Source organism: Gilliamella sp. wkB292 (assembly GCF_001690235.1).
GTDB classification, from domain to species: domain Bacteria; phylum Pseudomonadota; class Gammaproteobacteria; order Enterobacterales; family Orbaceae; genus Gilliamella; species Gilliamella apicola_F.
In genome coordinates this window covers 102,038-118,310 of record NZ_LZGO01000063.1, presented here as the reverse complement: position 1 = coordinate 118,310, position 16,273 = coordinate 102,038, and the positions used below count along the sequence as shown (strand labels likewise).

9 protein-coding genes and 5 tRNA genes are annotated in these 16,273 nt (G+C 34.6%); 5 read left to right on the top strand and 9 right to left on the bottom strand.

Annotation, left to right across the window (positions count from 1 at the left end; translation table 11 throughout):
* Positions 1 to 1,928, bottom strand: a 1,928-nt coding sequence (locus A9G09_RS08200; protein WP_218056871.1) for a class I adenylate cyclase, incomplete at its 3' end; no start/stop codon positions are given.
* 89 nt (positions 1,929 to 2,017) lie between these two features.
* Between A9G09_RS08200 and A9G09_RS08195 the strand changes: the two genes are divergently transcribed.
* On the top strand, positions 2,018 to 2,635 hold the full coding sequence (locus A9G09_RS08195) for a CoA pyrophosphatase (protein ID WP_065634371.1): 618 nt from the start codon (positions 2,018 to 2,020) through the stop codon (positions 2,633 to 2,635).
* Positions 2,636 to 2,985: 350 nt separating this feature from the next.
* Positions 2,986 to 3,786, top strand: coding sequence for a YdgH/BhsA/McbA-like domain containing protein (locus tag A9G09_RS08190; protein ID WP_065634370.1), 801 nt, complete (start codon positions 2,986 to 2,988; stop codon positions 3,784 to 3,786).
* Between the two features lie 969 nt (positions 3,787 to 4,755).
* On the opposite strand, the gene A9G09_RS08185 is transcribed toward A9G09_RS08190, so the two are convergent.
* The 7 genes from A9G09_RS08185 to A9G09_RS08155 all read right to left on the bottom strand — a co-directional run bounded on the left by A9G09_RS08185 (position 4,756) and on the right by A9G09_RS08155 (position 7,141).
* Positions 4,756 to 4,830, bottom strand: a tRNA-Gln gene (locus A9G09_RS08185).
* Positions 4,831 to 4,852: 22 nt separating this feature from the next.
* A tRNA-Leu gene (locus A9G09_RS08180) sits at positions 4,853 to 4,937 on the bottom strand.
* A 77-nt stretch (positions 4,938 to 5,014) separates the two neighbouring features.
* Positions 5,015 to 5,089 (bottom strand) — tRNA-Gln (locus tag A9G09_RS08175).
* A gap of 26 nt (positions 5,090 to 5,115) precedes the next feature.
* Positions 5,116 to 5,200 (bottom strand) — tRNA-Leu (locus A9G09_RS08170).
* A gap of 37 nt (positions 5,201 to 5,237) precedes the next feature.
* Positions 5,238 to 5,314, bottom strand: a tRNA-Met gene (locus tag A9G09_RS08165).
* A 117-nt stretch (positions 5,315 to 5,431) separates the two neighbouring features.
* The gene (locus A9G09_RS08160; RefSeq protein WP_065634369.1) at positions 5,432 to 6,529 is read right to left on the bottom strand and encodes a multifunctional CCA addition/repair protein; all 1,098 of its coding nucleotides are present in this window, start codon (positions 6,527 to 6,529) and stop codon (positions 5,432 to 5,434) included.
* Positions 6,530 to 7,141 (bottom strand): TIGR04211 family SH3 domain-containing protein, encoded by a 612-nt coding sequence (locus tag A9G09_RS08155; RefSeq protein WP_065634368.1) that lies wholly within the window; start codon positions 7,139 to 7,141, stop codon positions 6,530 to 6,532.
* Between the two features lie 229 nt (positions 7,142 to 7,370).
* Between A9G09_RS08155 and A9G09_RS08150 the strand changes: the two genes are divergently transcribed.
* Both A9G09_RS08150 and A9G09_RS08145 read left to right on the top strand, forming a co-directional pair.
* The gene (locus tag A9G09_RS08150) at positions 7,371 to 9,488 is read left to right on the top strand and encodes an alpha-galactosidase (RefSeq protein ID WP_065634367.1); all 2,118 of its coding nucleotides are present in this window, start codon (positions 7,371 to 7,373) and stop codon (positions 9,486 to 9,488) included.
* A 331-nt stretch (positions 9,489 to 9,819) separates the two neighbouring features.
* A complete protein-coding gene (locus A9G09_RS08145; protein ID WP_065634366.1) occupies positions 9,820 to 10,824 on the top strand; it encodes a substrate-binding domain-containing protein in 1,005 nt (334 codons plus the stop codon).
* 154 nt (positions 10,825 to 10,978) lie between these two features.
* Here the strand turns inward: A9G09_RS08145 and A9G09_RS08140 are convergent, their stop codons facing one another.
* The gene (locus tag A9G09_RS08140; protein ID WP_081297520.1) at positions 10,979 to 12,718 is read right to left on the bottom strand and encodes a carbohydrate porin; all 1,740 of its coding nucleotides are present in this window, start codon (positions 12,716 to 12,718) and stop codon (positions 10,979 to 10,981) included.
* A gap of 436 nt (positions 12,719 to 13,154) precedes the next feature.
* Between A9G09_RS08140 and A9G09_RS08135 the strand changes: the two genes are divergently transcribed.
* Positions 13,155 to 16,238: a beta-galactosidase gene (locus A9G09_RS08135; protein ID WP_065634365.1), complete on the top strand. Its 3,084-nt coding sequence runs from the start codon at positions 13,155 to 13,157 to the stop codon at positions 16,236 to 16,238.
* Positions 16,239 to 16,273 lie beyond the last annotated feature (35 nt).

Sequence of the window (16,273 nt, the reverse complement as noted above, 5' to 3'; positions counted from 1 at the left end):
ATTGAATTGGGTAAATCAGCGTCTTTATGCATTCGGTTTAGTAATGCTTTTATGGCTTCAAGGACACATAATGTACCACTAAAGTGCAAAACGCGAATTTCATTCCATGAGTTGCGATAAAGCAAATCAACCGAACCTACTAAACTTAACTCTTTTTTACCGTAATTTAATATATTAGTATTAATTTCATGATCTAATTCACATTGGGTAGTTGGATCGTTTTCTAAATTTAAGATGATCGCTAAATGTCGGATTTCACATGGGCCATACAATTGCTCTTCAGTTGCTGCTGGCACATCAATAGGAAAATATTGTTTTAGGTCATCAATAAATTTGGTTATTTTTGCTTTATCCCGATCCTCGCCATCGTGATAATAAAACTCAGTAGAGTCCGAGATTAAACGATTAAAGTAACACCAACTCACTAACTTAACTAAATACTTACTATATTCTAAGTATTGGTGACCAATAATTTGATCCAATATTGGTTTTTGCTTATAAACATACCATCCAGCTCGATTTATTCTATCTTCTTTAACATGAATAAAGGTTAACGCCTCTTCTTGTAAATTATGCGAAATATTAAGCTTTAATGTGGTTATTTTTCCCGGTAATACTTCAAATGAAGCATACAATTTACGTGTTAATATTGCTAAGTCTTGAGGACTAATTAAGGAATCCAAATTATTACGGCGACCAAAATTAAGTAAGTTACGATACCCCGTCATCATAGTTTGTAGTAAAACTTCGTGTATTTCACGAACTTGTTCTATTTTCCAAGTATGGCTGGTATCGAGTTTAGCAAAACATTGTTTATCCCATTTCCATTGCTTCACCAAATCTTCAAGCACTTTACGACGCCACGATGGCGTAGAATTTGCAATAGATAACTTTTCATTAACTTTGAGGTAAAAGCACGTTCTTACTAATTTTAATCTTGGAAAATCTTTAATTTCAATTAGATAGTTGCTGATGCGTTGCAATAACATATAGTAAGAATCAAGATAACACCCTTCATTGCTTTTAAATGTTTGTATAAAATCGCGCATTTGATAAGCAATAGGTTTATTTTCTGGATATATCCACGAATATGCTTCAAGTAATAATGTCTTTAATACCGCTTTAAAAGGTGAATCAATACTTTTATAAAGTTGCCACAAGCTGGCGCCAAAATATTCCTCTGCCGATAATCCTGTTAAAGGGCCAAAATCGATCCATTGATCGCGTTCAATTATTTTTTGTTCAACTAATGCTTCAATACATTTTTCATAGCTAGGATAGGTTGTATTATTCACGGTTAAATTTGCGGGCACAGCGAACCATAATAATAGTTTTCCAGCAAGTAAATTAGCTGATCGATAAAACTCTTCCAATAATAATATATGTTGAGCTGAACCACAGTTTTCGCCCATTAAACATTCATGATGTTGATTAATAAAACGATCTACATCAACAACAAATAATGTTAATTTTATCCCAAGCTCTTTTGCCCATTGTTCAATCAATCGGCATTTTTTTTGTAATGACGATTTTCTAACTGCTGATAAATTATTTTCAATACAAATCCAGATATCAAGATCTGACGTTACTGACTGGCCGATAGAGCAAGTACTGCCCATTGAATATAATGCGGAAATATCTGCTTTATTTAATGTTTGTGGAAGATTAAAATTAAATTCATTTTTTAACTGAGCAAAAACTTCATCAGAACCTTGATAACAAGCAATGCCCATCGGAGTGTCTTCGTTTAAATAGCCAGGCAAAGCAGGATGATGAAAATGAAAAAGCGCTGGCAACAATGTAAAAACACGTTGGAACTCTAAGGACATACCATCGAGTGCTCTTTTATGTTTTAGTAAAGCAAGATCTTTAAGTTCTTTTTTTATGTTGTTAATATAATATTGCATGACATTATTAAGGTGAACCACGTGTACTACTAACAAACAACTTCAATCTATCATGTTCTTATTATAACGTAAATACAGCGTAAATTTAAAAACAAAACTAAATAAATATTATGATCACAACTGAACAGATAGCTAACTTATTGAAAACAGGTAAGATAGCAAACAAAATTAATCAAAAAGCAGCAGTTTTGATACCGCTTGTTAAGGTCAATAATCAATTGCATTTACTGTTCCAAGTCCGATCGAAAACATTAAAATGGCAACCTGGTGATATCTGCTTTCCAGGTGGGCGAGTAGAGCTAGGCGATATTAATCCGGAATATACAGCAAAACGTGAAACTTGCGAAGAATTAGGTATTTTACCCACACAAATAACTATTTTAGGAAAATTACCTAAATTTATCGCAAATTTTGCTATGACTATTTACCCTTTTGTCGGTGAAATCAAATCAATAGATAACTTGACTCTTAATCCTGATGAAGTTGAAGAAGTTTTTACCGTACCGCTTAATTGGTTTATGAACAACAGACCTAGTCAAGCTACCATCGAAGTTGGTCATAAATTTGGCAACGACTTTCCTTTTCATTTATTGCCTAATCGCCCTCAAAAATGGCAGAAAAGATCAGAACATTTAGTTTACTTTTATCAATATAATAATTATATTATTTGGGGATTAACAGCTCAAATATTGAATAATTTTATTCATCAAATTCATGTAGTTGTTTAAATTTCAAAAATAACCAAGTAATTCAAAAAGTTGTTATATCGTTAAAATTAACTATCGTTAGCAATTTGTTGCATTTTTAGCAAAAAGTGCTATGAAGTTTTATTTTCCACTATAAATCTCTTGAGAATTATCATAAAATTCATACATATATAGGAAAGAAAAAGCTATTTTATAATTATTAAGTGAAAAAGCTTTATGTCTAAACGCATTTAGTAATAAGTAGATTGAGACATAATTCTATAGAGTACCTGATATTTCATTTGCTCTATAAGTGATGTCATGAGTCTGCAAATTAAAAAAAGCGTTAAATTTAATTCTAATTTCAATAAATAAAAATGAAGGAAATTATCATGAAACGTTTAAAAAAATCATCTGTTGCATTAGCATTATTGCTATCATTACCAGTTGCAAGCTTGTATGCAGCAGAACCACTAACAGCTAAAGAAAGTAGTAATTTAATTCCACTTAAAGAAATCTCAGTAACAGGTAAATATTTACAAGCAGATAATGCGGCTAGTGATATTTCTCGTGCAGCTGATGAAGCAGGCGCTAAATACTATCATATTAAATCAATTGAAAGTGCTACAACTAGTGATTCAGCTGATCAAGCAATCGTTTATGCTGATATTTATCAATCAAAAGAACCTGTTGCAGTTAAAAAAGAAGAAGTGACTCAAAATGGTGTTGTTGTTTATCCTCGTGCGAAAGCGCTTTACTACTTACCATTTGAAGTGATTAAATTTAAAGGTAATTACAACAACACTTCAGATATTATGAATGCAGCAAGTAAATTAGCAGCAGAAAAAAATGCATATGCTTTCTATGTGTATTCAATTGCACCTGCTGATGTAAAAAATCAAGCACAAGATATTGATGTTGCATTATACAAAAAAGATGCTGTAGCAAGAGATTTCATCGTGACCAAAGCAATTGAAGGTGAAGACGCTTACGAAATCAGCAGCGATGCATTCAAAAAAATGAAACCATATGACACTATTAGTTTCCACGGTTCATTCAACAATACAGCTGAAATCAGTGCTGCAGCTCAAAAACAAGCAATTGCTAATGGTGCACATTTCTATTATGTGAAAGAAGTATCAGCAAATGCAAAAGGCACTTCACAAACTGTATATGTAAACTTATATAAATAATAAGTTATAGTCCATACGTTTTCCACATGCTATATAAATTATGCATGTGGGATACGTCTAACACAAAAAATAACTATCAAAATTTCAATATCTTTATATTCTAACAAATCGAAAACTTATTTTTTATCAACAGATTTTATTCCCACTTTATTGCACAGTCTAAATATTCAATTGATTTAAGCGTATTACACAATCTCTTATTTAGCTTTTTAAATTAAAGATAAGACAATACAGTTAAATTCATAGGTTAATTTATATATTGTTTAATTTCATTTAAACTTTAGATGTTCAAACAAACCATTTATTTAACGAGATACGCCCTACTTTTACCACTCTTGAACCACGCTAATTTAATACAGGACTCAACCATAATAAAAGAAACTTTATTTATTTTGATACACCTTGATAATAAATCAATATTATCAATTATTAAAAATTCAATCGAAAGAATAACTATGTTAATTTTGTTTGAACGTCATCCAACCGTTTATCCTAATAAACAATTGATAATTAAAATTTCACTGCAACTTATCCAAGCTATGCTCCAGCAATTTGCTTAGAAACTCTAATTAGACAGAAAATTGTTGTCGGCAACCATAAGAACTTTAATGGATGACCGATTTACTATTGATTAACCTTACCGAGTAACCAATCAAGCTTGCAACAGTTAGCCAATAAATAACATTCTTAATGATTAAACAAGATAGAAAATAAAATTAAGACATTCAAATATCAAGCTCTATAGCCTAGTATAAACGATACTATAACCAATTTATAAAAATGCACCCCAGACTAACTACAACTTATTAAGTTACACAGTTAACTTTCGGCTTAAACTGACAATTCGCACATACTGCGCAAATTTTTATCTATAACGACAATGTCATTAGATAAAAGATATAGAGATTAATTTACTGGGGATAACAACCGATATTATGTTGATTGTGAACACTTCAAATGATTATTTAGTGGCTGGGGTACAAGGATTCGAACCTTGGAATGGCGGAATCAGAATCCGCTGCCTTACCGCTTGGCTATACCCCACTATAATGTGAAAAATTATATCTGGTACGGGTAGTGAGATTTGAACTCGCACACCTTTCGGAACTAGAACCTGAATCTAGCGCGTCTACCAATTCCGCCATACCCGCATATGAATAATTTAGCAATCGATATGATTAACAATAAAATATAAAAGAGTGAGATATCAAAAATATGCAGATTGGAATGGCTGGGGTACCAGGATTCGAACCTGGGAGTGGCGGGATCAAAACCCGCTGCCTTACCGCTTGGCTATACCCCAATAAAGGATAGATACTAAGATTAAAATGGTGCGGGTGGAGAGACTTGAACTCACACACCTTGCGGCGCCAGAACCTAAATCTGGTGCGTCTACCAATTTCGCCACACCCGCACTGTATACTTCCGGTAAAAGTACAACTTAATCTTAATGGTGGCTACGACGGGATTCGAACCTGTGACCCCATCATTATGAGTGATGTGCTCTAACCAACTGAGCTACGTAGCCATCTCATTCGCAACGTCATAACCAACACTGCGAGGCGCATTATGCTTGTCTTAAGCCAAATCGTCAACCCTTTTTTTTAGATATTTTGAAAAAAAATGACGATTGATTAAGATGCAATCAAAAGCAGTCTAATAACGCTTCAATTCGCCTTTTTTGTAATTCATTATTAATAGCTTTACCGGTAAAACCATCTGCAATAATATTTTGCACATTAACACTATTGGCAACGTTATAAGCTTCATTTAAGTATTGAGCTTGCAAAAATGGCTCTTTTGAACAATATGCATGGCTTGCAATAATTAATTGTTCAAGATGTTGTGGATTACGCCATACGTCAATACTGTTTAGTAAATGAATAATCTGCTCTGCCGTCAACTGCTTTATATCTTCAACAACTTTACCATATTGCTGAACCATAACAGCTATCTTCAAAAAACTTGTGGGGGATTTTATTTTTTGACATAACAACTCAACACTTTGCTTCGTTGGCATCTGAGCACATAATATTGCAAAGCGAACCGTTAATAGCTCAGTTAATTCAACAGATCTAGCTAATGCATCAATAACATTTTGTGACAATATTAATTGCGGAAATAATACAGCAAGCGCACCACATTGGTTGAGTACTTGAAAATAGACTTGTGGATGCTGTGTCGATAATGCTTTTTCTGTCTCTTTCCAAATGCGTTCAGGCGTTAAATATGACACCTCACCAGCAGCCACCATTTCTTTCATCAAAATTAACGTTTCGGGTGCTATTTTAAATCCTAAATGGTGATAGCGAGCAGCAAAGCGAGCAATGCGTAATATCCTTAATGGATCTTCCCTAAAAGCCAAAGACACATGACGTAGTATTTTATTATGAAGATCACTCACACCATTATAGGGATCGACAATATGTCCTTGCTCATCCATTGCTATCGCATTGATTGTCAAGTCGCGACGAATAAGATCTTGCTCTAAGGTGATATTTGCCCCAAAATCACAAATAAAACCAGTATAACCGTTACCTGACTTACGTTCAGTACGCGCTAGTGCATATTCTTCTTTAGTTGTGGGATGTAAAAATACAGGAAAATCTTTACCAACTTGTTGGTAACCTAAAGCAAGGAGCTGATCGGGTGTTGCACCAACAACAACCCAATCATGGTCGACTACAGGTAATCCTAATAATCTATCCCGAACACTGCCGCCAACAAGATAGATCTTAGACATTTAACGCATCCAACGGTCTTTTCTACGGCGTGGCATAATTAACGGTAAAATTAAACCTAAAATTAAACCACCACCAGCCACAAGACCGCCATAGGTGAACCAAGTAATAATCAGATCACGGCGTTTGTCATCCACTTGATTGAGCATTGACTCAAGTTGACTATTTTGCTGTTTAAGTTTGTTTTCAAGCTCAGTATTTTTATTTTGTAAAGACTCAATTAATGTATTTGCATCTTGCAATTTTTGCACATATTGATTAGCCACATCTTGTTGGGACTGATCGGCATTATCAGCTTTACTTTTGTACTGAGCAAGTTCAGATTCTAGAGATGGCAGTCGCTCTTTGCAACTCGGTTGATCATTAAGTTTACTTGTTTCAATCCATGCAACACTACCATTGCTGACTTGAATCTTGGTATATTTACCATCACTATTTTTTTCAAGTTCAATGACTTTTTCGCCCGCTTTTGCTGAATTTGAATAAGCATATTGCGCTCCCGGTCCTCGACGTAAGTAAACATCAACATCATCAGTGACATATTTGTCTACACCATAAGCGTTGAAAATACAACTTAAGAAAGAAACTACAGCAATAATATTATGTTTTTTCATGATATTTAATCTATTCACCCACAATTAGTTCATAATAGCATAAAAAATGAATTTTTCGCATAATCATTTCATAATATATCTTACTTACGCGGAGTCAATAATTTTCAAAAAATGAAAACGATTACATTTTATGAGATCTTAATCACAAAATAAAAAATTAATGATATCCTTCTAGTTAAATTATCATTACTGTATAAGAATTATTTTAGTAATTAATATTGGAGAACACATGAATTACCATCTTGGCAACAGCAAATTAGATATAATTTTACGCACGCAACCTTATGCTGAAATCTGTTATTTTGGAAAACGATTACAAACTTTAAATATCGACTCTATCGATATGCTTAACCCTGCTGTGCCTAATTCACGTCTAGATATTAATGTACCATTCACACTTTGTCCTGAAGAGGGTTTAGGCAACTTCAGCACGCCGGGCCTTGAAGGTCATCGAAATGGCAAAGATTGGTCTCCAGTATTTATCACTAAAGAAGTCAAAAAAGACACTAACAATATCACTATTATTAGTGAAGATGAGATTGCCAAGCTCCGTTTAACTAGCCAACTCATATTAGATGAAAGTGGTGTTTTGCAATGTCAAAATAGCCTGACCAATTTAGCAGAGCAACCTTATCAAGTTAATCGTTTGTCAGTAACCTTACCTATACCTGAACGCGCGCAAGAGTTAATGGCATTTAATGGTCGTTGGATTAAAGAATTTTTTCCACATCGAACTAAAATTGAACATTGCGGATACTTACAAGAAAATCGCCGAGGAAGAACTTCACATGAATATTTTCCTGGAATGATTGTAGGTACAAGCGGTTTTAAGGAACAAACAGGAGAAGTATGGGGAATCCATTTAGGTTGGAGCGGAAACCACCGCATACAAGTAGCCGTCAAAAGTAATGGAAAACGTTTTATTCAAGCCGAAGCACTTTACCTTGCGGGTGAAATATCTTTAGCTAAAGGAGAAACAGTAAGTACACCATGGTTATATGCAACCTATAGTGATCAAGGTTTAAATAAAATGAGTCAGCACTTTCATCAGTTTTTAAGGACTACTATTATTAAGTTCCCTGCTCATAAACCACGCCCTGTTCATCTTAATACTTGGGAAGGCATCTTTTTTGATCATAATCCCGATTATATTATGAAAATGGCGACACAAGCTGCTCAAATTGGTGTTGAACGATTTATTATTGATGATGGCTGGTTTGGCCATCGCGATGATGACTATCAAGGCTTAGGGGATTGGTATCTTGATGAGCGCAAATATCCAAATGGTTTAGAACCAATAATTAAACATGTTAAAGGCCTTGGTATGGAATTTGGTATCTGGGTTGAACCTGAAATGATTAACAAAAACTCTAATCTATATCGTGCCCATCCTGACTGGCTATTAGAACTACAAGGTTATCAACAACCTGAAGGTCGTCATCAATATGTACTAGACTTACAAAATCCAAATGTTTTTGACTATTTGCTCGAAAGATTAACCTGGTTACTTGTAAGTTACGATATAGACTATATAAAATGGGATATGAATAGAGAAATCGTACAAGCTGGTCATAATGGTCATCCAGCTATAGTTGGCCAAACTAAAGCTGTTTATCGATTACTCGATATTTTGCAAAAAAAATTCCCGAATGTCGAAATTGAATCTTGCTCATCTGGCGGTGGTCGCATTGATTATGAAATCTTAAAACGTACACAACGTTTTTGGGCATCGGATTCCAACGATGCTTTAGATAGACAAATCATTCAACGCGGCATGAGTTATTTTTTCCCACCTGAAGTAATGGGAGCCCATATTGGTGGAGCACTATGCCATACCACATATAGGCAAATTAATATGAATTTACGTGGTTTAACTGCACTATTTGGTCATATGGGGGTAGAACTCGATCCGGTAAAAGAATCACAACAAGAAAAACTATCATTTGCTAATTACATAAAATTACATAAACAATTACGTCCATTGCTCCATTCAGGCAATTTTATTCGTTTAGATGTTGATGATAGTCAAGCCATGCAGAGTTATGGTGTTGTTAGCCAAGACCAAACTGAGGCCGCTTTTATAGTCGCACAACTTATTTTACCGACTTATGCTTTGAGTGGTAATTTACGTTTAGAGGGTTTATTACCAGATAAGGATTATCAGATTGAAATTCTCGACATGCCCAATAATATTGATCCTAAAGTGAATGGACATGTCATGAAAGCCCTACCTAATTGGATGGTAAAAAGCACAACGTTATCGGGTGATTGGTTAATGAATATTGGGTTACCCCTACCAGTACTAGATCCCGCAACTGCAATGCTGATCAAGATCACATCGGTATAAATTGTTTAGCAAAGAGACTGAATTTTTTAGCGACTCAGGAGGGATTTCAACAGCATAAATCCCTCTTAGTTAATATATTTAAACTGAATCGATTCGACAAACCAGAGAGCAATTGGCAAAAGCAAAATTTTCTCGTATTATAATGCGTTGGCTCATATATTCAGAGTATTACATACTGAATTCACTTAAAGATTTTAAGTACAGGATTCCTCCCAAACTGCGAGCCCTTTTGCTTGAATCATTGGTAATCTTACAAAACTCTATATGGACAAACATAAAGTATCAAATATGGATATAAATAATTAGTAGTAATCAATTAAAAGGTAGTTTTATGGCGACAATAAAAGATGTTGCACGATTAGCCAAAGTTTCAGTGGCAACAGTATCTCGTGTTATTAATAATGCAAACAATGTTAGCGAAAATACACGTGAAATTGTAAAAAAAGCTATGGAAAAATTAAATTACTATCCTGATGCCAATGCTCGCGCGTTATCCCAACAAAATTCAAATACCATAGGCATTGTTGTTGCCGATGTTTCCGACCCTTTTTTTGGTGAGATGGTAAGTACCGTTGACAAAGTAGCTCATCGAACAGGCAATTTTTTATTAATCGGAAATGGCTATCATCAACATGATCAAGAATATAATGCAATAACCCAACTCATCGAACATCGCTGCTCATCATTAGTTGTTCATGCTAAGGTTTTGCCCGACAGTATATTAAAAAAATTAATGCAACAAGTACCAGGAATGGTATTAATCAATCGCGTAGTTAGCGGCTTTGAAAAACGGTGTATTGCACTCGACGATCGTTATGGCTCCTACTTAGCGGTGAAACATTTAATTCAACATGGACATCTTAAAATTGGTTATTTATGTTCAAACCATGATATCTCAGATGCATCTGACCGTTTGCAAGGCTATAAAGATGCTTTAGCTGAATATAATATAGAGCTTGATGAAAAACTTATAGCTTTTGCCTCACCTAACGAAATCGGCGGCGAACAAGCAATGATGACATTACTCGAACGCAATCGTCAAATTACCGCAATAGCTTGTTATAATGACTCTATGGCGGCTGGTGCAATGTCAGTGTTATATGATAATGATATAAAAATTCCAACCGACATTTCTATTATAGGTTTTGATGATTTACTTCTTGCTCGGTACTTACACCCTAAATTAACAACTATACGTTATCCATTACAAACTATGGCAGAACAAGCTGCTGAACTAGCATTAAAACTAGCTAAAGGTGAAGCGCCACCCGCTAATTTAGTTAATATATTTATACCTACGCTAACTAAACGTTATTCTGTCAATTTAATCAAATAACATGATTATTAACAACCAATAACATCTTTGTTTATTAAAACTATCAAAAATAGAGGATAATCACTACTTATCTGAGCTTAATTAATGATTTTTAATGCATAATATTAGCTCAGATAATCGTATTGTATTATCCCTCTAGATTAAAAGATATTAGCTAAAACCACACCTCTGTTTGTACCCCAAAACTAATTTGGTGATTCTTACCATTAAAATCAAACTTACTAATATCATTTTGCAATGATTCAATATATGAAACATAGAAACGAATATCAGGTCTAGAAGATAAAATACTTTGTCCGACTTTGAAAGAATGATAAAGCGTTGTTTTATAACCTTCCTCAACATAAGTTTTACTATTGGTTTTATTTTTCTGTCTAAAATAGCCTAGCTCAACACCACTCTGATTATAGGTATCCCATATATATGCAGGTCTTACCGCTGATTTAAAACTAGAAAAATCAGTATGAGCACGATGGAGATCATAAGAATAAACATCATTACCCGTAGTTAGCGCCAATGCATGGGCAACAATAACATTATCAGCTAAATAAGCTTCACCTTCAGAAACCAAGCGATAAGCTTTACCACCAGTATGTTCACCAATATAATCATTATCAGCATTAGCTGCAAACTCTGGATTATTAGTATTAATGTTGGCTAATTGTGAAGCAACTGAATTTGTCGCTGCTTGTAGTGTAAACTGATTAAATCCACCAAAAAATTCATTCTGACGTAAGACAAAACTACCAAGCCATGCATTTTTGACTTCTACATTGTCTTGAATTTTGGATTTATTCGGTGCTGAATAACGTGCATTTATGCCAAACAGAGCATCTTTCCACAATGGAATGTTATGATAACGTAATTCGATTTCATTAAGATCAACGTCCTCTTTTTTATGTCGGGTAATCTGATTACCATTTTCATCAACACCAACCACATCAGCTTTTTTACTTTTTACATTCACATCAGCTCGAACTAAAGCTAAATCAAGCACACCAACACCAACGGCAAGATTTTCAATCCCTACCCCACCACCAGCAGGTGTTTTTTGCGTTTTCCAGTCAAGCATCTGAATTTCGTTGTAAGGTAATGAGTGCTTACCAATCCATAATGTTGCATCAGGGAAACGAGGTACAAATCCTTTAGTAGCTAAATAAATATCAGAGAATTGCATAATATTATCATCTTGGATATTAAATAAACCCGCAGCCTTATTGGTTGCCACATTCCCATCAATCATGACAATAGCATCGACTCTACGCCCATCTTGATCATAAACTTTTTGTTTAAAAATAAGATCATACCAACCGCCATATTCATTACCGAATCGACCTAACGCACCTTCAGCATAATTTTTAGGTTTACCATTATTTGATGTTGACCATCCACCACGGAAATAACCGTTATAAGAAAACCCAATTTCATCTTTAATATAATCTTTAAATTCAGATAGGGTAAAAGATTTTTTTGCAGAACTACCTTCGTCTGATGAGGAAGAAGTTTTAGCATCATTAACTAACACGATTTGATTATCACTTACGTTATTATTTGTATTAATTTGTGGTGAACTAGCCGATTTTTTAGAATTGGTGAGTGAGGCTGTCTGATTTTTTAATTGTCTTTGTTGATTGTTAATAACGACTTGTTGTTTTTGAATATTATTATTTAATTGAGCAATTTGCTTGTTTGACTCAACAACTTGCTTTTTTAAATCCGCTGAGTCTTTACTGATCTCCAGTAACTTCTGCTCTAAAATTGTTATCCTTGCTTCTAACTCTTCTGACGTTGCGGCCATAACATTTGGCAAATAACATAAACTTAACATCGCAATTAACGCAATTCGTTTTAGTTTGGATATGACTTTTACAACCTTATTTGTTAAATATTTCATTTTTACCTACTCATTATTTTATAAAACATAATGAAGCCTCGTAAATTCGAGGCAAAAAAAAACCTAAAGAATAGCTTTTTATGGCTATTCTTTAGGTTTTGCCCGTTATACAGCGGTAACAATCCTTTGAAGAATAATTATCGTTTTTTAATATAACAAATAAAAATAATGATAAATAAATTAAATGTCTAAGCTGTGACCTATATCACAGTAATATTCATCTATTTATATGCAAAAGGGGATGTAATCGAAAATCACAAACAAAAAATACACACAAATCTATCCATTTAAAAAAAAGATGTATTCGGTTACATGAATGTTACCTAGATCACTGTTTTAAATCACCTGTTACTTATAATCTATAACAATTAATGCTCATGCCATTAACTACGATCAATAAAAAATAGTGGTTAACAGAACAGTAAATGGAGAATATATGACCCCTTCTTTCAATGAAATAATTAACCGCCATGATTGGAATAACTTATCTGTGTTAAGTATGAATAGACTCGATACGCATGCTAAATTTCACAGTTGGCGAGATAAACAGAGCGCTAAAAACAATCTGAAATCAGACACCATTATGTCACTAAATGGCGATTGGTTTTTTAGCTATTACAATAGCCCAGATCAAGTACCAGAATCATGGTTAAAAAATGAGTTAGCCAAAACAACTATTGCTGTTCCATCTAATTGGCAATTGCAGGGTTATGATAAACCGGTTTATACCAATATACGCTATCCCTTTCCTTATAATCCACCTTTTGTACCTGAGCAAAATCCCACAGGCTGTTATTCTCGCTATGTCAATATTACTCAACAATGGCTGGCGCAAGGAAATACCAGAATTATATTCGATGGTGTCAGCTCAGCGTTTCATCTTTGGTGTAATGGTCAATGGGTTGGTTACTCTCAAGATAGTCGTATTGCGGCAGAATTTGATTTAACCCCTTTTTTAAAGGCCGGTGAAAATCGCATTGCTGTATTAGTATTAAAGTGGTGCGATGGTAGTTATCTTGAAGATCAAGATATGTGGCGATTGAGCGGTATCTTTCGCCAAGTCTGGTTATTAAATAAACCGAAATCACATTTACGTGACATAAAAATTCAAACCCAACTCGATGCACTTTATCAAAATGCCACGCTTTCACTACAGATTGATGTCAATCTTGATGGTGACACAGATTTATTCAATGTTGATATTGAATTATGGCAACAAAATAAATTAATGACTAAGCATTCTCAAAGCATTGGTACTGATGCTGTTGACGAAAAAGGCGGATATCACGATCGCTTAGACTGCCATATACCAGTCACCAGCCCCAAATTATGGAGCGCGGAAACGCCGAATCTTTATCGTGTGGTTATCAGTTTATATCATAAACAAACAGGGTTGATAGAATCAGAAGCCTACAATGTCGGTTTTCGGACAGTCGAAATCAAACATGGTCAGCTTTGCTTAAATGGTAAAGCTCTACTCATAAAAGGGACGAACCGGCATGAATTTTATCCTGATATGGGGTATGCCGTAACAGAACAAGCGATGTTGCATGATATAAAACTCATCAAACAACACAATTTTAATGCAGTTAGATGTAGTCATTATCCTAATGATCCAAGATGGTATGAACTTTGTGACCAATATGGGCTGTATTTAGTGGATGAAGCCAATATTGAGTCACATGGTATGTTTCCTATGTCCCGTTTATCGGATGATCCTCGTTGGTTTGCAGCGTATAGCGAACGCGTCACGCGCATGGTACAACGTGATCGAAATCATCCCTCAATTATAATCTGGTCATTAGGAAATGAATCCGGTCATGGTGCTAATCATGATGCACTTTATGCTTGGATTAAAAGCAATGATCCAACGCGACCTGTACAATACGAAGGTGGTGGTGCTAATACAGCTGCTACCGATATCATTTGCCCTATGTATGCACGTGTTGAACAAGATCAACCGCATCCAACAGTCCCTAAATGGGCAATAACAAAATGGATTTCAATGCCTGATGAACACAGGCCACTGATTTTATGTGAATATGCTCATGCCATGGGTAATAGTTTAGGTGCGTTTTATAAGTATTGGCAAGCATTTAGGCAATACCCTCGTTTGCAAGGTGGATTTATTTGGGAATGGGCAGATCATGGTATTCGCTGTCAAACTCAAACGGGTGAAAGTTATTGGGCCTATGGTGGAGATTTTGGTGAAGCATATCATGATAGACAATTTTGCTTAGATGGATTAGTGTTTCCCGACCGCAAACCTCATCCTAGTTTAATCGAAGCTAAAAAATTACAGCAACCCTATCAATTTAAATTAATCAGTCAAAAACCATTAGTGATTGAGATAACCAGCGAGTATTTATTTCATCATACCAATCATGAGGTTTTACAATGGGAGTTATTAGTCGAGGGTAAAAAAAGGAAATACAGCAAAACCAAACTGGACATTAAAGCCAATAGCACAATAAAAATGGTTTTGTGTGATGATGTCGGTAATGATTTTAACTGTGAAGATTTGCATTTATTAGTCAAAATTATTCAAAGCAAAGCTACGCCATGGTCCGCTGCCGGACATCTTGTCGCATGGGAACAGTGGAAGTTAACCAACGCTTTTATTCCATCACTGACTTTTAATCAAGATAAAAGTTCGCTTAAATTAACCGAAAATCAGAATAATTATCTCATAAATTATAAAAATCAACGTTGGCAATTAACTAAAGCAACGGGTCGATTAGAACAATGGTTTAAAGGCAATAAGCCATTATTAGAATCGGCTTTTGCTGATCAATTTATTCGTGCACCAATTGATAATGATATTGGTATTAGTAGTGGTCTTGACAATAACCCTTATGCTTGGGTAGAAAAATGGAGGTCAGCTGGTTACTACGATTTAACGCATCAATGCTTAGGCATTGAGGTGAGCCAATCAATTAATAAAATTATCATCGAAGTTTTACATGGTTATTTTGTCAACAACCAAAAAGTGATTCAAAGTAAATGGTTATACCAATTTGATCAGCAAGGACAACTAACATTATCTGTACAAATTGATATTGCGAATAATATGCCACCGCCTGCACGTATAGGGTTAACATTTCAATTAAAACAGATACCAAAAAAGGTAAAATGGTTGGGTTTAGGCCCACACGAAAATTATCCAGATCGTAAAACGTCGGCAATCTTTAGTGACTGGTGTTTACCTTTCTCCCAACTTTACACGCCATATATTTTTCCTTGTGAAAATGGTTTACGTTGCGATGTAAAAAAATTACAACTCAATCAATTAACCGTTACTGGTCATGAATTTAAATTTAATATTAATCAATATGGTACAAAACAGTTAATGGAAAAATCACATCGGCATTTATTGCAACCAGAAAACAGCGCTTATGTCAGCATTGATGCATTTCATATGGGAATTGGTGGTGATGATTCTTGGACCCCAAATGTCCATAAAGAATTTTTACTGACCAAAAAGCATTACAGTTATCAATTGGTTTTTAAATGTTTATAAAATTTAACTGTTACCAACCAATAAGTCATACAGAA

Coding starts and splice junctions, on each gene's coding strand:
- A9G09_RS08195 (WP_065634371.1), top strand. CDS start 2,018: ATGATCACAACTGAACAGATAGCTAACTTATTGAAAACAGGTAAGATA.
- A9G09_RS08190 (WP_065634370.1), top strand. CDS start 2,986: ATGAAACGTTTAAAAAAATCATCTGTTGCATTAGCATTATTGCTATCA.
- A9G09_RS08160 (WP_065634369.1), bottom strand. CDS start 6,529: ATGTCTAAGATCTATCTTGTTGGCGGCAGTGTTCGGGATAGATTATTA.
- A9G09_RS08155 (WP_065634368.1), bottom strand. CDS start 7,141: ATGAAAAAACATAATATTATTGCTGTAGTTTCTTTCTTAAGTTGTATT.
- A9G09_RS08150 (WP_065634367.1), top strand. CDS start 7,371: ATGAATTACCATCTTGGCAACAGCAAATTAGATATAATTTTACGCACG.
- A9G09_RS08145 (WP_065634366.1), top strand. CDS start 9,820: ATGGCGACAATAAAAGATGTTGCACGATTAGCCAAAGTTTCAGTGGCA.
- A9G09_RS08140 (WP_081297520.1), bottom strand. CDS start 12,718: ATGAAATATTTAACAAATAAGGTTGTAAAAGTCATATCCAAACTAAAA.
- A9G09_RS08135 (WP_065634365.1), top strand. CDS start 13,155: ATGACCCCTTCTTTCAATGAAATAATTAACCGCCATGATTGGAATAAC.